The 20578-nt window shown below is 55.8% G+C and carries 17 protein-coding genes; 6 read left to right on the top strand and 11 right to left on the bottom strand.

Translation table 11 applies throughout. The features are described from left to right. Position 1: 1 nt before the first annotated feature. Positions 2–1597: an ABC transporter substrate-binding protein gene (locus QWJ20_RS02720; protein ID WP_433991774.1), complete on the bottom strand. Its 1596-nt coding sequence runs from the start codon at positions 1595–1597 to the stop codon at positions 2–4. Positions 1598–1791: 194 nt separating this feature from the next. Here QWJ20_RS02720 and pepT point away from each other — a divergent pair, with 194 nt between their 5' ends. Continuing rightward, on the top strand, positions 1792–3021 hold the full coding sequence (pepT, locus tag QWJ20_RS02725; RefSeq protein ID WP_433991775.1) for a peptidase T: 1230 nt from the start codon (positions 1792–1794) through the stop codon (positions 3019–3021). Between the two features lie 81 nt (positions 3022–3102). On the opposite strand, the gene QWJ20_RS02730 is transcribed toward pepT, so the two are convergent. Continuing rightward, positions 3103–3975 (bottom strand): helix-turn-helix domain-containing protein, encoded by an 873-nt coding sequence (locus QWJ20_RS02730; protein ID WP_433991776.1) that lies wholly within the window; start codon positions 3973–3975, stop codon positions 3103–3105. A 115-nt stretch (positions 3976–4090) separates the two neighbouring features. Here QWJ20_RS02730 and QWJ20_RS02735 point away from each other — a divergent pair, with 115 nt between their 5' ends. Next, positions 4091–4990: a DMT family transporter gene (locus QWJ20_RS02735; protein ID WP_119889534.1), complete on the top strand. Its 900-nt coding sequence runs from the start codon at positions 4091–4093 to the stop codon at positions 4988–4990. A gap of 39 nt (positions 4991–5029) precedes the next feature. On the opposite strand, the gene rhlE is transcribed toward QWJ20_RS02735, so the two are convergent. From rhlE to QWJ20_RS02770, 7 genes are all read right to left on the bottom strand, one after another. Further along, the gene (rhlE, locus tag QWJ20_RS02740; protein ID WP_095699105.1) at positions 5030–6469 is read right to left on the bottom strand and encodes an ATP-dependent RNA helicase RhlE; all 1440 of its coding nucleotides are present in this window, start codon (positions 6467–6469) and stop codon (positions 5030–5032) included. Positions 6470–6810: 341 nt separating this feature from the next. Then, the gene (locus tag QWJ20_RS02745; RefSeq protein ID WP_433991777.1) at positions 6811–7620 is read right to left on the bottom strand and encodes an IucA/IucC family C-terminal-domain containing protein; all 810 of its coding nucleotides are present in this window, start codon (positions 7618–7620) and stop codon (positions 6811–6813) included. Then, complete coding sequence (locus QWJ20_RS02750) at positions 7610–8461, bottom strand: ABC transporter ATP-binding protein (RefSeq protein WP_174869237.1); 852 nt, start codon at positions 8459–8461, stop codon at positions 7610–7612. Before QWJ20_RS02750 ends, QWJ20_RS02745 begins: the two co-directional genes overlap by 11 nt. Positions 8462–8473: 12 nt before the next feature. Next, positions 8474–9505, bottom strand: coding sequence for a FecCD family ABC transporter permease (locus tag QWJ20_RS02755; protein ID WP_174869238.1), 1032 nt, complete (start codon positions 9503–9505; stop codon positions 8474–8476). Then, positions 9498–10487, bottom strand: a complete 990-nt coding sequence (locus QWJ20_RS02760; protein ID WP_174871350.1) for a FecCD family ABC transporter permease — start codon at positions 10485–10487, stop codon at positions 9498–9500. The genes QWJ20_RS02755 and QWJ20_RS02760 overlap by 8 nt, the downstream gene beginning before the upstream one ends. Beyond that, positions 10484–11503, bottom strand: coding sequence for an ABC transporter substrate-binding protein (locus QWJ20_RS02765; protein WP_433991778.1), 1020 nt, complete (start codon positions 11501–11503; stop codon positions 10484–10486). Before QWJ20_RS02765 ends, QWJ20_RS02760 begins: the two co-directional genes overlap by 4 nt. Further along, complete coding sequence (locus tag QWJ20_RS02770; protein ID WP_433991779.1) at positions 11493–13598, bottom strand: TonB-dependent receptor; 2106 nt, start codon at positions 13596–13598, stop codon at positions 11493–11495. Before QWJ20_RS02770 ends, QWJ20_RS02765 begins: the two co-directional genes overlap by 11 nt. Before the next feature lie 557 nt (positions 13599–14155). Here QWJ20_RS02770 and hlyD point away from each other — a divergent pair. Genes hlyD through QWJ20_RS02790 form a run of 4 tightly spaced genes read left to right on the top strand, consistent with a single transcriptional unit; the run spans position 14156 to position 19233 of the window. After that, the gene (gene hlyD, locus QWJ20_RS02775; protein ID WP_433991780.1) at positions 14156–15184 is read left to right on the top strand and encodes a secretion protein HlyD; all 1029 of its coding nucleotides are present in this window, start codon (positions 14156–14158) and stop codon (positions 15182–15184) included. Next, on the top strand, positions 15177–16919 hold the full coding sequence (locus QWJ20_RS02780) for an ATP-binding cassette domain-containing protein (protein WP_433991781.1): 1743 nt from the start codon (positions 15177–15179) through the stop codon (positions 16917–16919). Before hlyD ends, QWJ20_RS02780 begins: the two co-directional genes overlap by 8 nt. Next, on the top strand, positions 16912–18087 hold the full coding sequence (locus QWJ20_RS02785) for an ABC transporter permease (protein ID WP_433991782.1): 1176 nt from the start codon (positions 16912–16914) through the stop codon (positions 18085–18087). The genes QWJ20_RS02780 and QWJ20_RS02785 overlap by 8 nt, the downstream gene beginning before the upstream one ends. A gap of 9 nt (positions 18088–18096) precedes the next feature. Then, positions 18097–19233: an ABC transporter permease gene (locus QWJ20_RS02790; protein WP_433991783.1), complete on the top strand. Its 1137-nt coding sequence runs from the start codon at positions 18097–18099 to the stop codon at positions 19231–19233. Positions 19234–19305: 72 nt separating this feature from the next. Here the strand turns inward: QWJ20_RS02790 and QWJ20_RS02795 are convergent, their stop codons facing one another. Both QWJ20_RS02795 and moaE read right to left on the bottom strand, forming a co-directional pair. Beyond that, positions 19306–20013, bottom strand: coding sequence for a Bax inhibitor-1/YccA family protein (locus QWJ20_RS02795; protein WP_095699095.1), 708 nt, complete (start codon positions 20011–20013; stop codon positions 19306–19308). A gap of 111 nt (positions 20014–20124) precedes the next feature. Beyond that, on the bottom strand, positions 20125–20577 hold the full coding sequence (gene moaE / locus QWJ20_RS02800) for a molybdopterin synthase catalytic subunit MoaE (RefSeq protein WP_433991784.1): 453 nt from the start codon (positions 20575–20577) through the stop codon (positions 20125–20127). Between the last annotated feature and the right edge of the window lies 1 nt (position 20578).

Here is a 20578-nt window from a genome sequence, read left to right on the forward strand (position 1 = left end):
CTTACTTCTTCACGTCTACCTGATAGAAAATATGCTTACCGAACGGATCGACCTCATACCCGGTCACTTCCTTACGCACAGGTTCAAAGATGGTGGAATGCGCAATCATGACGGCCGGTACCTGATCGTGCATCATCTGCTGCGCCTGCTTGTACAAGGCAATACGCTGCTCGTGATCCTGTGAAGCGCGCGCTTCGATAATGATTTTATCAAACGGCGCATAACACCATTTTGCCGAGTTGGAGCCGCCATTGGCCGCCGTACAGGTAAAGAGCGGCCCGAAGAAGTTATCAGGATCGCCCGTTGCCGTTGTCCAACCCATCAATGCCGCCTGATGCTCACCGCCTTTCACCCTTTTCAGGTATTCGCCCCACTCGAAGGTGACAATTTTGGCCTGCACACCGACTTTCGCCCAGTCCGCCTGAATCATCTCCGACATGCGGCGAGCGTTCGGGTTATACGGACGCTGTACCGGCATCGCCCACAGTTCGATAGCGGTGCCCTCCGCCAAACCGGCTTCTTTCAGTAACGCCTTCGCTTTTTCAGGATCGTAGTCATAGTCCTTCAGATCGCTATCGGCACTCCAGACACCCGGCGGCAGCAAGTTTTTCGCCGCTGTTCCGGTTCCCTGGAAAACAGCTTCGATAATCGCTGGCTTGTTAATCGCCATCGTTAACGCCTGCCGCACTTTCACATTGTCCGTCGGTGCTTTCTGAGTATTGAACGACAGGAAGCCGGTGTTCAGTCCGGCCTTTTGCATCAGCACGATGTCCTTGTTTTCTTTCATGCGCGGCAGGTCGGCGGGATTAGGGAACGGCATCACCTGACACTCATTCTTCTCCAGCTTGGCGTAACGCACGGAGGCATCCGGTGTGATGGTGAAAATCAGCCGATCCAGCTTGGCCTTGCCTTCCCAATAGTCGGGGAACGCTTTAAACAGGATGCGTGAATCCTTCTGATACTGCGCTAATTCAAAAGGTCCGGTGCCAATCGGCTCCATATCTACACGCTCCGGCGTCCCGGCTTTGAGCATCGTATCGGCATATTCCGCAGAGAGAATAGACGCGAAGTACCAGGCTAAATCGGCCAGAAACGGGGCTTCCGCATGGGAGAGCGTAAAGCGCACCGTGTGGTCATCCACTTTCTCAATACTCTGAATCAACGAGCCAAAGGACAAGCTTTCAAAATTGGCATAGGTCCCTTTCGAGACGCTGTGGTAAGGGTGCTGCGGATCTTTTTGCCGCATGAAGGAGAAAATAACGTCGTCGGCGGTAAAATCACGCGCAGGTTTGAAGTATTTATTGCTCTGGAATTTCACACCCTTGCGCAAATGGAAGGTATAGACACGCCCATCAGCGCTGACGTCCCAACGCTCCGCCAGACTCGGCACCAGCTCCGTGGTGCCTACTTTGAAATCCACCAGACGGTTATAAATCGGCACGGCGCTGGCATCCACGCTGGTGCCGGAGGTGTAAAGCTGCGGGTTAAAGTTTTCCGGCGATCCTTCAGAGCAGTACACCAGCGTATTCGCCGAGGCCGCTGAGGCGACCGCCAGCGTCAATGCTGCCAGAGTCAATCGTATTCCTGCTTTTTTCATTCCAGTCCTCGCTTGTTATGTTATTCATGTCCCATTTAGTGTTATTCGTGTCCCATTTAGTGCGTTTGCTTTCTGACGTCCCCTGCCTGAAAGAGAAAAACCATGACAATAAAATGACAAATAAAACCACCGAATGAAATAATTTCTACGTTAGGATAACTGTCATAGCTATTACTGAATAAAAAGGATTCGTTATGACAGACCGTTTAGCTCATCAGCTCAGCACGCGTTTTTACCGTTACCTCGCCGTCACCAGCCAAAGCGATGCCCGTTCGACAACATTGCCTAGCACACCGGAACAGCATGAAATGGCGCGATTGCTGGCGGACGAGCTCCGCGCGCTGGGCCTACAGGATGTGGTGATTGATGAGCACGCCACCGTGACGGCCGTGAAGCCGGGCAACTGTCCGTCCGCACCGCGTATCGGTTTTATTACTCATATCGATACGGTTGACGTCGGCCTGTCGCCGCATATTCACCCGCAAACGCTGCGCTTTACCGGTGAAGATTTGTGTCTGAATACCGAACAGGACATCTGGCTGCGCACGGCGGAACACCCGGAAATTCTGCCGTATGTTGGGCAGGACATTATTTTTAGCGACGGCACCAGCGTACTCGGCGCGGACAACAAGGCCGCCGTGACTGTGGTCATGACGCTGATGGAGAACCTGAGTGACGCGACGCCGCACGGCGATATCGTGGTCGCCTTCGTGCCAGATGAAGAAATTGGGCTGCGTGGAGCGAAAGCGCTCGATCTTAAACGCTTCGATGTCGATTTTGCCTATACCATCGACTGCTGCGAGCTGGGTGAAGTGGTGTATGAGAACTTCAATGCGGCTTCCGCAGAAATTCGCTTTACCGGTGTGCCAGCGCACCCGATGTCGGCGAAAGGCGTGCTGGTTAACCCGCTGCTCATGGCACATGACTTTATCAGCCAGTTCGATCGCCAGCAGACGCCGGAGCACACGGAAGGACGCGAGGGTTATGTCTGGTTTAACGACCTGACGGCGAATGCCAATGAAGCGAAGCTCAAGGCGTCTATCCGCGACTTTGATTTAGCCACGTTTGAACAGCGGAAGCAGCAGATCGCCGCAATCGCAGAGAAGATTGCCACGCAGTACCCGACTGGCAGCGTGACCTATGCCCTCACCGATATCTACAGCAATATCAGCAACGCTATCACCGACGATCGCCGCGCTATCGACCTGCTGTTTGCCGCACTCGACACGCTGGGCATTGAACCCAAAGTGACACCAATGCGCGGCGGCACGGACGGCGCTGCGCTGTCTGCCAAAGGGTTGCTCACGCCGAACTTCTTCACCGGTGCACACAATTTCCACTCGCGTTTTGAGTTTCTTCCTGTGCCGTCGTTTGTGAAATCGTATGAAGTGGCGCTGAATTTATGCCTGCTGGCGGCGAAGTAATCGCATCCAGAAAAGCGTGAGGCGGACATTTGTCCGCCTCAACAATGCCTCACTGACTGTTCACCCATCTACTTTTCCGGTCTACTTCTGCGCCAGCCTCAGCGCCGACGGCGTCAGACCGTATTCCTTTTTGAATTGGTGGCTCAGGTGGCTGGCAGAGCTGAACCCGCAGGCCAGCGCAATGTCCGTAATCGACAGCGAACCCTGTCGCACAAGCGCCTCCGCACGGGCCAATCGCTGTTTCAGAACATACTGATGCGGTGCCATTCCCACACTCTGGCGAAACATGCGTGCAAAGTGAAACTCGCTAAGCCCCGCTTCCGCCGCCAGCGTCTGTAACGTCAGCGGCTGATCGAGATGTGCCTCAATTTGCATCTTGCTGCGCCGCAGTACAACAGGTGACAGCCCGCCGCGCACCGTAGGCAGTTCCCACTGCAATTGGGTGTAACCACGCAGCACCTGAATCATCAACAGCGTCGCGGCGCTACTCAGCACAAGCTGATTCGCAGAGTCGTCCCAGCGATTGCTGAGCAGAAATTGTCGATACAGCGAGGTAATCAGCGGATCGCTACCAAATACCCGCTCTTCCGTGCAGATCGACGCCGGGCTGCGATCCCAGGTTTGCTCAGCCAGTTGCCGCAGGTGCGCATCGTCAAAATACAGATGCACAAACTCGAGGTCGCCACGAAGATCCCAGGTCGAGGCGCTTTGTTTCGGCATCAGGCAGAAACGATCCGGCCCGCCGCCGTTATGCCAGCCGTCCGCCGTTTTATGATAGCTCTCATAACCACCAGCGGTATAAAGGCTGAGCGTATGGTGTTCAGTGTTTTCCATCGTGACGCGATCGTGGCGGTTAAACCATGAAGCCAGCCGCACGCAGGAGGTCAGCTCGACGGTGTCGCGCAGCTCGGTTTTATGATGCAGCATGGTATCGAACGCTTTATAACGATGCATTGCTGCCTCCGTTTTTCACTTAACCGCAAGATTCTGTTATTTACAGCAAGGTGCTGAAAGCCCGCGACAAACGCACGCGCCATACTGCCGCCATGCACTCATACGGAATCACCCAATGAATACCTTACTCTATTTTTCTGTCGTCCTGATTTGGGGCACGACCTGGATCGCGATTAGCCTGCAACACGGCGAGGTCGCTGCCGAAGTCTCCGTGTTCTGGCGCTTTGCGCTGGCATCGGCCATCTTACTGACGATTCTAGCCCTGACGCGTCGCCTGCGTCCGCTTTCATCACGCGCTCATCTGCTGTGTATGGTACAAGGGCTATGCGTATTCGGCGTCAACTTTCTCTGTTTTTATCACGCTATCGCCTGGATTTCGAGCGGATTGGAATCCATCATTTTTTCGATGGCGGTACTGTTTAACGCCTTTAATAGCCGTATTTTCTTCGGCCAGCCGTTAACACGCAACGTGGCGATCGCCACACCGCTCGGGCTGATCGGCATCGTCGCGCTGTTCTGGCATGACTTAATGCAAATCGACGCGCAGCCCCATCTGCTGTGGGGCGTGGGATTAAGCATTCTGGGCACCTACTGCTTCTCGCTCGGCAATATGATTAGCGCCCAGCACCAGCGACAGGGCCGCGACATACTGACGACCAACGGCTGGGGCATGGGATATGGTGCGCTATGGATGGGGTTGTTCAGTCTGATTCAGGGATATAGCTTCGCACCGGAGTACAGCGCCAGCTATCTGGGTTCCCTGTTCTATCTGGCTATCTTTGGTTCAGTCATCGGCTTCGGCGCCTACTTCAGCCTGATCGGTCGCATCGGTGCCAGTCAGGCAGCGTATACCACGCTGCTCTTTCCGCTGGTGGCACTGTCGATTTCGACACTATTTGAAGACTACCAGTGGCGGCCCAACGCGCTTATCGGCCTGCTGCTGATTCTGGCGGGCAACGCGGCAATGTTCTATCGTCCACGTCGTCTGACCGCACAACCTGCCACGGCGAAATAACGCGATAAAAAAAGGGAGCCGCTGGGCTCCCTATCTATTTTACTTGTCCGCTGGCTTACTGCGATTTTGCGGACGCGGTGCGCGGCGTTGGCCTTCGCCACTACCTTTCCCGCTATTACCTTTATTACCACCCCACGGGCTATCGCTATTACCGCCCGCTTTACGCGGCTGGCGATTGCCATCGGCCGGACGGCGTTCGCCCTGACCCTGGCTGCGCTCGGACTGACCGCGTGGCGCGCCAGACTGTGCGCGAGGCGATGCATTACGTGCACCACCGCCGCCACCGCCACGGTTGCCCTGACGACCATTCACAATCGGCTCGGCCTTGATGGACGGATCCGGCTCGTAGCCTTCGATAGCGATACGTGGAATCTCACGCTTCAGCAAACGCTCGATGTCGCGCAGCAGTTTGTGCTCATCCACACAGACCAGCGACAGCGCTTCGCCCGTTGCTTCCGCACGACCGGTACGGCCGATACGGTGAACGTAATCTTCCGGCACGTTTGGCAGCTCATAGTTCACCACGTGCGGCAGTTGGTCGATATCCAGACCACGCGCGGCGATATCCGTCGCAACCAGCACGCGAATGCTGCCGTCTTTGAAGTTCGCCAGTGCACGAGTACGCGCTCCCTGACTTTTATTACCGTGGATAGCCGCAGCGGTAATACCGTCTTTTTCCAGCAGCTCAGCCAGATGGTTAGCACCGTGTTTGGTGCGGGTAAATACCAGCACCTGCTGCCAGTTATTTTCACCAATCAGCTGCGACAACAGTTCACGCTTGCGGCGCTTATCAACAAAATGCACGTGCTGCGTAACCAGTTCAGACGGCGTATTACGACGCACGACTTCAACCGAGGCTGGATTAGTCAGCAGCTTGTTCGCTAGCGCTTTGATCTCATCAGAGAAGGTCGCGGAAAACAGCAGGTTTTGACGCTTAGCAGGCAGCTTCGCCAGTACACGGCGAATGTCGTGAATGAAGCCCATATCCAGCATACGGTCTGCTTCATCCAGCACCAGAATTTCAATCTGTGACAGGTCAACAGCGCGCTGATGCTCCAGATCGAGCAGACGTCCCGGTGTCGCCACCAGAATATCTACGCCGCCGCGCAGTTTCATCATCTGTGGGTTAATGCTCACACCACCGAATACGACCAGTGAACGCAGGCTCAGATACTTGCTATACGACTTCACATTTTCATCAATCTGCGCAGCCAACTCACGGGTTGGCGTCAGGATCAGTGCGCGTACCGGACGGCGACCTTTCCCTTTGTGCTGCGCTTCACGGCTGGTCAGCAATTGCAATAACGGCAGCGTAAAGCCCGCTGTTTTGCCCGTACCGGTTTGCGCGCTGGCCATTAAATCGCGCCCTTCCAGCACGACAGGAATCGCCTGACGCTGAACAGGAGTAGGATCGCGATAACCCTGCTCGTCAATCGCGCGCAGAATATCGGCACTCAGGCCGAGAGAATCAAATGACATAAAGAGAACAACTCCAGATCCGCTCTGACCGGACAGTAGCCGGTGTAGTTTTCAGAGGGTCAGTAAGACGGGTTTGCTGAGCCGCTATATACGTAACAACTCACGTAACAATCTACGTAAACAACGACATACGCAACAACCACGGTGAACGAGCACAACTACGGTGCATGACTGCCGACGATTGTAGCAGAGATTCTATCCCCGTCATACTTCAAGCTACATGTGCGTTGGCTTCTCTTACTCACTCCAGTCACTTACTGACGTAAGCTCCCGGAGATTTGTGCGCTTGCTGCCTGCCCGCCACCCTATGGGCCGTCGCAAGCGACGTTGAAAAACGTTCCCTACGTTTTTCTAGCGGGGCGCAGTAACGGGCAGTTTTGACAGTATTCCTGCGGCTGCGAGGCCTTGTAATAAAAACAGCAGGTTCGGCGAAAGCGCACGTCACGAAAGCTCACCGAACGCCCCGCTGCGGGGACCCGCGTTTTCGCACGGAAGAACGGTTTCAGCGGATTATCATCACAGCCAAAACGTTCGCCGGGCGCCGCCAGCAAGGCATCAAAGTCCTGCTGCACCTGCTGTGCCAGCGTCATTCCCGGTGAGCACACCACCGCCGGAGCGTCCCACTCAATGCGCTGTTCGTATAACGAAAATACCCGCACCGCGACGTTTTCCCACAGAATGCGCAGCGGTGCGCCCGACACCGCCGACAACGTATGCAGGATCGGCGACAGGTGTTGAGCAAACAGCGTGTCGAACAGGCTATCGCGCCACGCGTCTCGTTGCCCCACTTCCGGCAGGGAGACGGTGAGATCGTAAAGCGGCATGGTCGATGTCCACAGGCGAGCGTGTCCGAATTCCAGCACGCTGTTATCCAGCGTCATGTTCAGCCCTTTGTTATACACCGACATGGCGTACAGGCTGGCGGCCGTGGTTAAGAAGCCAATGCGCTTCGCCAGCAGCGAGGCGGTAATCTTGATCGACGGCGACAGTAACGGCGGCGTCAGCGTTTCCAGCAGCCAGCGGCAATACTCAGGATCCAACACCCTACGGCTCGGGCAACTCTCCTGCCCTGCCCGCAGTGAAGCATCCGTTAATTGCAGCGTGCCGGAGAGCATCGCCCACTGCGGTGCCGTCAGACGGTTAGCCGACATCGGCCGCACGCTCCGCCGCTTCACGTCCAAACGGAATGCACAGCGGCGTGCCGAAGAACGGATCGTCAATGATGCGACAGTTCAGGTTAAACACCGTCTTTACCGTGGCTTCCGTGAGAATGTCACGCGGGTTGCCCTGCGCAAATACCGTCCGGTTATGTACGGCCACCATGTGATGCGCATAGCGACACGCTAGATTCAAATCATGCAACACCATAACGATGGTTTTGTGCTGCTGCGCGTTCAGCTCCCGTAACAGATCCAAAACCTCCATCTGATGCGCCAGATCGAGATAGGTCGTCGGTTCATCCAGCAGAACGATGTCGGTATCCTGCGCCAGCGTCATCGCAATCCAGACGCGCTGGCGCTGCCCGCCGGACAGCGAATCTACCGCGCGATCCTTTAATGCCAGCACGCCGGTACTGCGCAGCGCCTGAAGCACTTTTTCTTCATCCGTTTCCGACCACTGTTTCAACCACGACTGATGCGGGTAGCGCCCCATCTTCACCAGCTGATAGACCGTCAGGCCTTCCGGCGCGGTCGGCGTTTGCGGAAGAATCGCCAGCGACTTCGCCACCTCAACGGTGGATTGCCGATGGATATCCGCCCCGTTAACAATAATCGTCCCGCTCGTGGGTTTCAGCAGGCGGGCAAACGACTTCAATAACGTGCTCTTGCCGCAGCCGTTACTGCCCACCAGCACCGAAATTTTCTGAGCGGGCAGCGTGATATCCAGCGCATCAATCACGACCTGTTTTTCGTAACTCAGCGTCAACGACTGGCTGACAATCGCCTCGCGGTCAGTGTGGGGGACGCATGTTGGCTGCACATTCTCTGGCATAATCTTGCAATCTCAATAACGTTGCCGAAGCAATAAATAGATAAAGAAAGGCGTCCCGAGCACGGAGATAAAAATGCCGGCCGGTAGATCCAGCGGTAAGAACGTCGTGCGGCCAATTAAATCGGCCACCATCACCAGTAAACCGCCCGTCAGCGCCGACACCAGCGCCAGTCCGGGGAATGAACGGCTAGCCAGCTTTTTCGCAATATGCGGGGCCAGCAGGCCGACAAACGCCATCGCGCCTGCATAGGCAATCGCCGCCCCTGCCAGCGCGACGCTCAGCGTCAGCAGTGCGAGCCGGATGCGTCCGACAGATTGCCCAACGCCGCAGGCCAGCGCGTCATCCAGTTCATGCACGTTAACGTGCCGCGCCAACCCGACCAGAAACGGCGCGCCAAGCAGTAACCAGCCCGCCAGCGCAGACACATGCTGCCACTGCGCGCCATAAATACTGCCCGTCAGCCACACATAGGCCGTCAGCGTGGTGCCGATTGGGCTAAACACCAGCATCATCGTCACCGCCGCGCCCATAATGGCGGACAGCCCAACGCCAACCAGCACCAGCCGCAGCGGCGATGCGCCCTGCTTCCAGGCCAGCAGATAAATGGCGACCGCCGTCACCCACGCCCCGCCCATTGCTGCCAGCGGTAGCCAACGCTGGCTTATCACCGTCGCCAGGAACGAGAGGAAAAACACCGCCGCCGCCGATGCCCCGCTGGTAATCCCCAGAATATCCGGCGAGGCCAGCGGATTGCGCACAATGCTTTGCAGAATCAAGCCGGATATCGCCAGCGCCCCACCGACCAACAGCGCCAGCAGCGCACGCGGCAAACGCAGGTCGTTGACGATAAAGTGCACGCCGCTGTCTGCTTTTCCCAGCAGCGCTGACATCACCTGTGCGGGAGACAACACCACCTGCCCTAATGACAGCGACAGGAACACGACGACTAACAACACCAGCAGGAGCGACAACGCCACCGCAGACGTGCGGCGATCAATCTGGCGCGAGATCATTCCCACGCGCACGGTATACACCTTACCCATGCCGCATCCCTCTTCTCGCCAGATAAATGAAGAAGGGCGCGCCCAGCAACGCGGTCATGGCCCCAACCGGCACTTCCTGCGGCACGATCAGCAGACGCGAGGCGACATCAGCCAGCAGCAACAGCGTGGCACCGAAAATAGCGCAGCCGGGCAACAGCCAGCGGTGATCGGCAGACAGCACGCGACGCACAATATGCGGCACGATCAGCCCGACAAAACCGATATTTCCGGCTATCGCCACCGCGCCGCCCGCCAGCCCGATCACGCACAGCCCGGACAGCGCACGCACCAGCGCAGTTCTCTGCCCCAGACCTTTGGCGATCTCGTCGCCCGCGACCAGAATATTCAAGTGACGCGCCAGCAGTAGTGCGAGGAAAAGCGCGATAACAAAGTACGGCAGGAGCGGTAACAGCATCGACAGGCTGCGACCGGACACCGAACCAGCCAGCCAGAACAACATGCTGTCCAGCCCGTCCTGATTGATCACCAGCAGCGCCTGCGTAAACGAAATAAACAGCGCGCTAATGGCGGCACCAGCCAGCACAATGCGTAAGTGGCTGGAACGGGCATTGCCCAGCGTTCCCAACACATACACCATAACGCCAGCCACAGCGGCACCCAGATAGGCCGTCCACGCCAGCGCGATCTGTGAGGAAAAGGTAAACAGGGAAGACAGCAGGACGATGGCAAACATGGCTCCCGCATTAATGCCAAATATCCCCGGCGACGCCAGCGGGTTACGCGTCAACGCCTGCATTAATGCCCCGGCAACGGCAAGGCTGGCACCGACAACAATGGCAATCACCGTCCGCGACAGGCGGGTCGTTAGCACCAGTATGTGATCGATCTGCTGCGGATCGTAATGGAACAGTGAATTGAACACGGCCCCCAACGAAATGGTGGTTTGCCCCAGCATCAGGCTGGCAACAATACTCAGCAGCAGCAATACGACACCCGCTGCCGTCACGATGCCCTGTCTCATCGCGTAGCGTTCTCCTTTGCGATATCGCGCTTCTTAACCACAGACTCGGCCTTGCCAGCAAACTGCCGTTCGATATCGTCCAACATATTATTCGCCCCTAAAATACCGCCAGACAGGCTCCAGGCTACGTTATCCACCGGATACACCTGTTGCTGCTGAGGCGCATGCAGCCGCTGCCAGAGCGGATGCGCCTGCCAGTCGAGATAGTTCTGCGCCACCGCAGGCTTGTCCGAACGCAGCAAAACAAAGAACAAATCGGCATCCACCACCGGAATGCTCTCTTTGCTGGTGAGCTTTTGCATCACGCCTGACGTATAGCTTTCCGGCCGCGACCAGACAAAACCGATTTCCGACAGCACCGATCCGGCAAAGCTGGCGGGCAGATAGGTACGCATGTGATCTTCACGGAATTCGAGAATAGACACGCTGAGCGGCCAGCGTTCACCGAACCGCGCTTTCAACCGGTCACGCAGCGCATCCACGCGCCGCTCCCAGTGGGCTAAAATCTCGTTCGCTTTCTCTTCCCTGTTCAGCGCCACACCCATCATCTGTACCGTTTCTTTAAATTCCGACACCCTGTCTAGCGCAATCGTCGGCGCAATCTGCGACAGCAGACCGTAGATTTTCTCATGCCGAAACGTAGACGCCACGATGAGGTCAGGCTTGAGTAGCGCGATAGTTTCCAGACTGGGCTGCGTTTCCAGCCCGACCAGCGTTACGCCCTGCAAAGCGGGACGCAAGTAGCGATAAATCGGCTTCTCCGTCCACGATTCCACCACGCCAATCGGTTGGATTCCCAGCGCCACGGCGGAATCCGTCGCCCCCTGAAACAGTGTCACGATACGCAGCGGCGTCCCCGTCACCGCAGTTACGCCCAGCGCATGCCGAATCTGACGCGGCGATTCTGCCGCCTGCACTAACGTCACCAGCAGAAAAGACAACAACACGGCCAGCGTAAAACGCTGCCGTGTTGCTGAACTGAGGACAGAATTAAATCGGTTACGCTTAGAAATCAACCGAATAACCCAGCGTTACCGTGCGGCCGCGCCCAGAGAAATAGCGCGTATCGTTAACAAGCCCCGCCTGCGAATAGTAGGTGATGTACTGTTTATCCAGCAGGTTAGCCACCGCCACGTTGAGGCGACCATATGGCAGCTTGTAACCCACCGCCGCATCCATCAACAGGTAACCGTCAAACGCCATACCCGCATCGTCAAAACTGCGGCCAAAGGCATAATTCGCCTGCACGAATGAGCTCCATTTATCGTTCCAATTCGCCGACCAACTGGTGATCAGACGATCCGGTGCAATATTCAGGCCGTTGAATTTTGTATCCACTTTGCCATCTTTATTGTCGTCATATTTTCCTTCGCTATGCGCATAAGAGGCATTTACTTTATGCTGCTCGTTGATCTGATAGCCCGCAGTCACTTCAACACCGCGAATCTGAGTGCGCTGGCGTTCGGACAAAAATACGCCACCGCTCTCCGTCACGTTTTCGCCCAGTTTCGATTTGGACTCATAATAACTGGCTTCAAAATCAAACTTATCCCGTTTAAAACGGAACCCCGTCTCTACGTTATCTGTCACAACCGGCTTAAAGCCGTCAAAGTTTTTCAGACTAACACCTGAACGCCTGATGGAACGCAGCGCACGCCCCACATCCGGCATACCAAACCCTTCCGAGTAGTTGGCAAACAAACTCAGCGAGTCCGTCGCCGCATAGACGATACCGGCGTTATACAGCGTTTCATTAAATTTAGGGCTACCGCCTTCTACCGAATGACCACCATAAAATGCCAGCGTTTGGTAACCACCGACGCGCAGCTTGGCGATTTCGTGGCGTACACCCGCATGCAATGTGACGTTATCCAGCAGTTGATATTCACCCTGAATAAACGGTGAATAGTTGGTGTATTCCATCTCCGGCACATAGGTACGCTTGGTCAGGTAAAGATCCTGCTTCCCTTTATCGTACAGCGTATCGAATCCGACGGTGACTTTAAGCGTATCATCCAGCAAGTCGTCTTTAGTCAACGCCAATTTAGTGCCATATTTATTAGCAACGGATCGAGATTGCTCATACAGCGTCCCGCTGGGCGCTATCGCAGGGTCTTGAAACGTATTCGAGTTCGTTGCGCCAAATAGCGCCTCATAGCGCTGATTAAATACCAGCGCGGACAGTTTCATTCCTGCAAGATCATGATTTTCGTAAGTAAAGCCGGTCGTCCATATGCTGTTATGTGGCGCTTCACCCGGCGGTGTACCACGCACCGACGTCGTCGGAATACCTTGTGTACGAATACCATCTACGCTCAGATAGTTATTCTCATTTTTAATGTTATAGCGGTTCACGCTCAGTTGAATGCGCTGATAGTCATCCAGCCAGTACCCGACTTTCGCTAACAGGTCGTAAGAGCGGGAGTCCATGGTATCACCCTGCGTGTTATCCACACCAACAGGACGATTGTTGCCGTCCAGATACAGTCCCTGATTCTCATAACCAATCGCGAACAGGTAGTCGAGATAGTCTTCACGCCCATCGACCCGATAGGTAGTTTTATAGCTGGCGGTTTCACCGCGAATCTTTTCCGTCGGGATCGTAGTTTGCACGTTGACGTGCTGATTAAATGAGCCATTTTCCGGTCGACGAGTAATGATGTTAATCACGCCCCCCGTCGCGCCCATGCCGTTGGTGGCGTTCGCGCCATGGATCACTTCGATGCGCTCGACCATCGAGTAGTCTATCGTGTGCATCTCACGCCCAGTCGGACGCAGCGGGTTGGACTGGGGAATGCCGTCGATCATCACCAGAGCCGCACGCCCACGGAAGGTTTCACCGCTGCCGCTCATTTTCTGACGGCTGGGAGAGAACGAAGGCAGCAGGTTGCTCAAAATTTGTGACGAGTCGGAGGTGACCTGCATCTGCTGCTCGATTTGCTCTTTGGTAATCACCGTGACCACCTGCGGCGCTTTCTGCTGCTGGATATTCGAGCGTGAGGCGGTAATCACCATCTCATCACCGCTCGCCTCATCCTTTTTGGTCGTGTCATCCTGTGCATACGCCGGAGCAATCAGCACGCATGGCATCAATGCGAGTAAAGTGCGCATCTGGTTCACTGTCCTTCCCCTTTGGTTATGTATCCAACCGTCAATAAAAGTCACCGCCTGTGACGAGGTGCTTATCTGGGAACAGGCACGTCGTGGCAGGCAAAAAAATGCCAAAATGCTTCGTCTCACGCGAAACATCTTGGCGGGTGATGATCCGCTCAGGCATTGAACACCGGGTTTCTCACCTCTGTACGCCGCGTCAGTGCTGTCAGATCACTATGTCAGTACCAATACACATGCAATTGCTAATAACAATTATTATCATTCAATGAAACAAATTACAATATTGCTACATTTCTACTGTTTTTATTTAAAATCAAATACATAAAAACAACGCAAGCGGAGGTGTCTGAAAGTATCGGCCGAATGCAATGTATTTTTGTGAACTTGATCACTCTAAATCGCCATAAACCCCTGTAACCCGTCATATGATTAATAGCTTCCAGAAATAAGAGACGCCGCGTCCTCTGAACGGCCTGCGGGATCGCTACCGCTGACAAGCCAACCGCTGATAAATAAGGAACTATTCTTTATAAATAAATAAGGAACTATGCGTGATGAACAAGAGAAAACTGGCGTTCGCTGCCCTCGTTCTTGTCCTGCTCGGTGCGGGTTATGGCTTTTATCACCACCAGCAACAGAAGGAAAAACCGCTAACGCTCTACGGCAATGTGGATATCCGCACCGTCAATCTGGCCTTCCGCGTCGGCGGCAGAGTGGCTGAGCTGAACGTTGATGAGGGCGATGCCGTGCAGGCCGGCCAGCCGCTGGCAACGCTGGACGCCGCACCTTATCTGAATGCACAACATCAGGCACAGGCGAACCTCGCCAGCGCGCAGGCACAGCTTCAACTGTCGCAGGAAGGCTACCGACAGGAAGAGATCGCGCAGGTGCGATCTCAGGTTGCACAGAGTCAGGCGGCCTATGATTACGCCAACAGCTTCTACCAGCGTCAGCAAGGACTGTGGGACAAACGCGCGATTTCCGCCAACATGCTCGACGACGCCAGAACGTCACGTAATCAGGCGCTTGCAACACTACAGGCCGCGAAAGACAAGCTGAGCCAGTTCGAAAGCGGTAACCGACCGCAGGAAATTGCCGCTGCTCAGGCAGCAGTAGCACAGGCCGAAGCCGGACTGGCACAGGCAGAACTGAATAAACAGGATGCCGAGCTGCTGGCACCGTCTCCCGGCGTGATCCTCACTCGCGCCGCCGAAAAAGGCAGCATGCTGGCGGCGGGCAATACCGTTTTCACCCTTTCACTGACTCGCCCGGTTTGGGTACGCGCCTACGTAAGCGAGAAAGATCTCGGACGCGTCGTGCCCGGTAGCCAGATGCTGATTTATACCGATGGCCGCCCCAATCAGCCCTATCGTGGCAAAGTCGGTTTTGTCTCACCTAGCGCCGAATTCACACCGAAAAGCGTCGAAACGGAAGATCTCCGCACCGATTTGGTTTATCGCCTGCGCATCGTCGTTAACGATCCCGATGACGGATTACGGCAAGGGATGCCGGTCACGCTGCGTTTTGAAGACGCACGCACCGAGGATGCCAATCGCGCTCACGAGCCCGTTCGCCATGACTAATTCTCCCGCGCAGATCGTGTTGGACGGGCTGGAAAAACGCTTTGCCGGACAGGAGAAACCCGCGCTCGCCAGCCTCACCGCCGAGATCCACAGCGGTGCGGTTACCGGGCTGGTTGGCCCCGACGGCGCGGGTAAAACCACCCTGCTGCGCATGCTGGCCGGATTATTAACCCCCAGTAACGGAACACTGCGCGTGGCGAATCTGGATCCCATCAAAGAAGATCGTCAGCTCCATGCCATTTTGGGCTATATGCCGCAAAAATTCGGGCTGTATGAAGACCTGACGGTGATGGAAAACCTGACGCTGTATGCCGACTTGCGCGGTATCACCGGAGAGGTGCGCAGAGAAACGTTCGAGCGCCTGCTGTCATTTACCGATCTGACCCGCTTTACCGACAGGCTGGCGGGCAAACTGTCCGGCGGCATGAAACAGAAGCTGGGGCTGGCCTGTACGCTGCTGGGGCAACCCAAGGTGCTCCTGCTGGATGAACCGGGCGTGGGCGTCGACCCGATCTCTCGCCGCGAACTGTGGCACATGGTGCACGAACTGGCCGACGACGGTATGTTGATCCTGTGGAGCACGTCTTATCTTGATGAGGCGGAACAGTGTCGGGATGTGCTGCTGCTGAACGAAGGGGAACTGCTGTATCGCGGTGCGCCGCGCGATCTGACCACACGCATGGCCGGACGCTGCATCCTGATGGATACTGGAACGCGCCGACATCGGGATGTGTTGCAGGAAGCGCTGCGTCTGCCACAGGTCAGTGACGGTGTGATTCAAGGACAGTACGTCAGGCTGATGCTAAGGCCCGATGCGGATCGCGCATCACTGCTCTCCGCCTTGCACCTGGAACCGGATAGCCTGCATGACACCGATCCGCGCTTTGAAGATGCCTTTATCGACCTGCTGGGCGGCGGCCCGGCCAGTGATTCATCGCTGGCGAGCATCATGCCGCAGATTGATGTCAGCCGTGGCGAAACGGTGATTGAAGCTCAGGCGCTGACGAAAAAATTTGGTGATTTCGCTGCCACCGATCACGTCAGTTTTCAGGTGAAGCGAGGCGAAATTTTCGGCCTGCTTGGCCCGAACGGCGCGGGAAAATCGACCACCTTCAAGATGATGTGCGGCCTGCTGGTACCGACTGATGGCAAAGCGCTGGTGCTCGACATGGATCTGAAAACCAGCTCCGGCAAAGCCCGCCAGCATTTAGGTTACATGGCGCAAAAATTCTCGCTCTACGGCAACCTGACCGTCGAACAGAATCTGCGATTTTTCTCCGGCGTCTATGGACTCAAGGGCAAGGCGCAGCGCGATAAAATGGCCGGAATGACCGACGCCTTCAACTTCCAGCCTATTTACCGCCAAACGCCGGACGCCCTGCCCTTGGGGTTCAAGCAGCGGCTGGCGCTAGCCTGTGCGCTGATGCACGAACCCGACATTCTGTTTCTCGACGAACCGACCTCCGGCGTCGATCCGCTAACGCGGCGTGAGTTCTGGATACATATCAACGGTATGGTCAACCGTGGCGTCACGGTGATGGTCACCACGCACTTCATGGACGAAGCCGAATACTGCGATCGCATCGGGCTGGTGTACCGCGGCAAGCTGATCGCCAGCGGTACGCCGGACGAACTGAAACAGCAGGCGGCCAGCGCACAGACGCCATCACCGACAATGGAGGAAGCGTTTATCGCGCTGATTCAGGCGTACGGCGGGGAGGCGGAACATGGTTGAACAGAATAGGCATGAACAGGATAAAACGAGCCAGCACGGCAGCACGCATTTCTCCACGCGTCGCCTGCGGGCGCTGTGCCTGAAAGAAACCCGCCAAATTTTGCGCGACCCCAGCAGCGGGTTGATTGCGTTCGTCATTCCGCTGCTGTTGCTGTTTATCTTTGGCTACGGCATCAATCTGGATTCCAGCCGCCTGCATGTCGGTATCCTGATGGAACAGCAGAGCGAAGACGCGCGCGATCTGGCGAATACCTTCGCGGCGTCGCCGTTTATCGAGCCGACCATCAGCAATAATCGTCAATACCTGATCCAACAGATGCAGGCCGGCAGTATTCGCGGGTTGATCGTCATTCCTACTGACTTTGCCGAACGGCTGGCGCGGCCGGGCGATCGTGCACCGATCCAGGTCATCACCGACGGCAGCGAACCCAACACGGCGAATTTTGTGCAGGGATACGCAGAAGGCATCTGGCTGCTGTGGCAACAGCAGCGGGCGGAAGATCGCGGCGAGACGTTCGAGCAACTTATCGAGGTGCAATCGCGCTACTGGTTTAATCCGGCCGCCATCAGTCAGCATTTCATCATTCCCGGCGCGATCACCATCATCATGACAGTGATTGGCGCTATCCTCACCTCGCTGGTGATTGCCCGTGAGTGGGAGCGCGGGACGATGGAGGCGCTGCTCTCTACGCAGGTCACCCGTGCCGAGCTGCTGCTGTCCAAACTCATCCCGTATTACTTTCTTGGGATGATCGCCATGACGCTGTGTATTCTGGTTTCTACCTTCATCATGCAGGTGCCCTATCGCGGCTCGCTGATTTTGCTGTTTGTCATCAGCAGCCTGTTCCTTGCCAGCACGCTGGGCATGGGGCTGCTGATCTCCACCCTCACCCGCAACCAGTTCAACGCCGCGATGGTGGCGCTGAATGCGGCATTCCTGCCAGCCATCATGCTGTCCGGCTTTATTTTTGAAATCGACAGCATGCCGGAATTTGTCCGCGGCGTGTCGTACATCATCCCAGCGCGCTATTTTGTCAGCACGCTGCAAACGCTGTTTCTCGCGGGGAATATCGGTACGGTGCTGATGACCAACCTGCTGTTTCTCATTCTCTCCGCGCTGGTCTTTATTGGCCTGACGGCCTGGCAAACCCGGCGCAGGCTGGATTAGGGAGCGATTATGCTGCATCGTCTGTGGACGTTGATTATTAAGGAGCTGCAATCGCTGCTGCGCGATCCGCAAACGCGATCCATTCTGGTGCTGCCCGTTATCCTTCAGGTTTCTCTGTTTCCTTTCGCCGCAACGCTCGACGTCACCAATGCGACTATTGCGATTTACAGCGAAGACAGCGGCCCCCACGCCATAGAACTGACACAGCGCTTTGCCAAGGCCAAGTCCTTTTCTCACGTGCTGATGCTGCATAACTCGCAGGATATTGCACCGACGCTGGATAATCAGCACGCTCTTCTCATTCTGCGTTTCCCGCCGCAGTTCTCGCGCGATATTGCCAGCGGGAACAGCGCATCACTTCAGCTTATTCTGGACGGCAGACGCTCTAACAGCGCACAGATCGCCGCCAACGCCGTGCAGCACATCGTGCGGGATTATCAGTTGGAATTGCTAGCGGCCAGACCGGTTCAAAGCGGCGCGAATCAGAACACGTCCAATCCAAACAACAGCGAGCTGGTGGTACGTCACTGGTATAACCCGAATCTGGACTACAAGTGGTTTGTGGTGCCGTCGCTGATTGCCATGATTGCCACTATCGGCGTGCTGATTGTCACGGCACTTTCCGTGGCACGCGAGCGGGAACAGGGCACGCTGGAACAGCTGCTGGTTTCACCGCTGTCCACCAGCCAGATATTTATTGGCAAAGCGGTACCTGCGCTGATTGTCGCCACGTTTCAGGCAACGATCGTGTTGCTGGCAGGCATACTGATTTTCCATATCCCTTTCGCTGGGTCGCTGCTGCTGTTCTACACCACGATGCTCATCTATGGCCTGTCGCTGGTCGGCTTCGGTCTGCTGATTTCGTCACTCTGCTCAACGCAGCAGCAGGCGTTTATCGGCGTGTTCGTCTTCCTGATGCCCGCGATTCTGCTTTCCGGCTATGTGTCACCGGTTGAGAACATGCCGATCTGGTTGCAGCACATCACCTGGGTTAACCCAATTCGTCACTTCACCGACATCACTAAGCAGATTTACCTCAAGGATGCGGATTTCAGCATTATCTGGGGCAGTCTATGGCCGCTGTTCATCATCACGCTGACCACCGGCTCGGCAGCCTACGCCATTTTCAGGCGGAATATCGCGTAATAGCAGGTAAGAGGGAAAGATAGGTAGGAAGCTATCTGGCACGAGGAGCCGCGCCAGATAGGTGAGCAAGAATTAACGACGATTACCGAAAATACGCAGCAGCATCAGGAACAGGTTGATGAAGTCGAGGTACAGCGTCAACGCGCCCACGATGGAGTATTTACGGAAGCTGTCTTTGTCATCAACAGACAGCTGCTCGCCAATATTTTTCAGCTTCTGGGTGTCATACGCGGTCAGACCGACAAACACCACAACACCGATATAGGTCACGGCCCACATCAACGCTTCGCTTTTCAGCCACAGGTTCACCAGCGAAGCCAGCACAATCCCGATCAGCGCCATGAACAGCATGCTGCCAAAGCCGCTCAAATCACGCTTCGTGGTGTAGCCGTACAGGCTCATCGCCCCGAACATCCCCGCCGTAATGACAAAGGTGCTGGCGATGGATTCACCGGAGTACATAATGAAAATGCTGGAGAGCGTCAGCCCCGTCAGCGCGGAATAGAGCATAAACAGCGACGTAGCGACCGTACCGCTCAGGCGCTGTACCATGCCGGAAATCACAAAGACCAGCCCCAGTTGAGCAATTATCAGACCGAAGAACGTAATCTGGCTGGAGAAAACAAAATTCAGTACGGCTGGCGTATTCGCCGCGTACCAAGAAACAAACGCCGTCAGCAGCAGGCCGCAGGTCATCCAGCCATAAACCTGTGCCATATAGGCCTGGAGACCCGTCTGCGAGCGTTCAACAATCGAACCCGAGCGTGGATATCTGTCCATGATGTTACCTTTGCATAAAGTTATCTGATTAACGCGGCGCGAACCGCCCGTTTGAGGATCGAGATTAAATATTCTCTCCCCACCATCCTTTTATCCTAACACAGAAATGGACTACCAGCGTTGCGCGGCCTGCTTATCACTGTCGCGTGATTCCACCCAGCGTTCACCTTCCGGCGTCGCTTCCCGCTTCCAAAATGGCGCGCGAGTTTTCAGGTAATCCATAATAAATTGGGCGGCATCAAACGCCACGCTGCGATGAGCAGCACTGACACCAACGAACACAATTTCATCGCCCGGATAGAGTGCGCCCACCCGATGAATCACGCTTACACGCGGCAGTTCCCAGCGCTCGCGTGCCAGTTCGACAATCTCCGCCAGCGCCTTTTCCGTCATGCCGGGGTAATGTTCCAGCGTCAATGCACTGACATTTTTCGCCAGATTGTGATTACGCACCTTACCGGTGAACGTCACCACTGCGCCGTCTTCATCACACTGCGCCAGCCACTGATATTCATCGCCTACATTGAAGTTCTCTTCGCCGACCAGAATACGCGTTTCTGCCACG

It is taken from the genome of Pectobacterium sp. S5 (assembly GCF_051707265.1).
GTDB lineage: Bacteria > Pseudomonadota > Gammaproteobacteria > Enterobacterales > Enterobacteriaceae > Pectobacterium > Pectobacterium polare.

Coding starts and splice junctions, on each gene's coding strand:
- QWJ20_RS02720 (WP_433991774.1), bottom strand. CDS start 1,597: ATGAAAAAAGCAGGAATACGATTGACTCTGGCAGCATTGACGCTGGCG.
- pepT (WP_433991775.1), top strand. CDS start 1,792: ATGACAGACCGTTTAGCTCATCAGCTCAGCACGCGTTTTTACCGTTAC.
- QWJ20_RS02730 (WP_433991776.1), bottom strand. CDS start 3,975: ATGCATCGTTATAAAGCGTTCGATACCATGCTGCATCATAAAACCGAG.
- QWJ20_RS02735 (WP_119889534.1), top strand. CDS start 4,091: ATGAATACCTTACTCTATTTTTCTGTCGTCCTGATTTGGGGCACGACC.
- rhlE (WP_095699105.1), bottom strand. CDS start 6,469: ATGTCATTTGATTCTCTCGGCCTGAGTGCCGATATTCTGCGCGCGATT.
- QWJ20_RS02745 (WP_433991777.1), bottom strand. CDS start 7,620: ATGTCGGCTAACCGTCTGACGGCACCGCAGTGGGCGATGCTCTCCGGC.
- QWJ20_RS02750 (WP_174869237.1), bottom strand. CDS start 8,461: ATGCCAGAGAATGTGCAGCCAACATGCGTCCCCCACACTGACCGCGAG.
- QWJ20_RS02755 (WP_174869238.1), bottom strand. CDS start 9,505: ATGGGTAAGGTGTATACCGTGCGCGTGGGAATGATCTCGCGCCAGATT.
- QWJ20_RS02760 (WP_174871350.1), bottom strand. CDS start 10,487: ATGAGACAGGGCATCGTGACGGCAGCGGGTGTCGTATTGCTGCTGCTG.
- QWJ20_RS02770 (WP_433991779.1), bottom strand. CDS start 13,598: ATGCGCACTTTACTCGCATTGATGCCATGCGTGCTGATTGCTCCGGCG.
- hlyD (WP_433991780.1), top strand. CDS start 14,156: ATGAACAAGAGAAAACTGGCGTTCGCTGCCCTCGTTCTTGTCCTGCTC.
- QWJ20_RS02780 (WP_433991781.1), top strand. CDS start 15,177: ATGACTAATTCTCCCGCGCAGATCGTGTTGGACGGGCTGGAAAAACGC.
- QWJ20_RS02785 (WP_433991782.1), top strand. CDS start 16,912: ATGGTTGAACAGAATAGGCATGAACAGGATAAAACGAGCCAGCACGGC.
- QWJ20_RS02790 (WP_433991783.1), top strand. CDS start 18,097: ATGCTGCATCGTCTGTGGACGTTGATTATTAAGGAGCTGCAATCGCTG.
- QWJ20_RS02795 (WP_095699095.1), bottom strand. CDS start 20,013: ATGGACAGATATCCACGCTCGGGTTCGATTGTTGAACGCTCGCAGACG.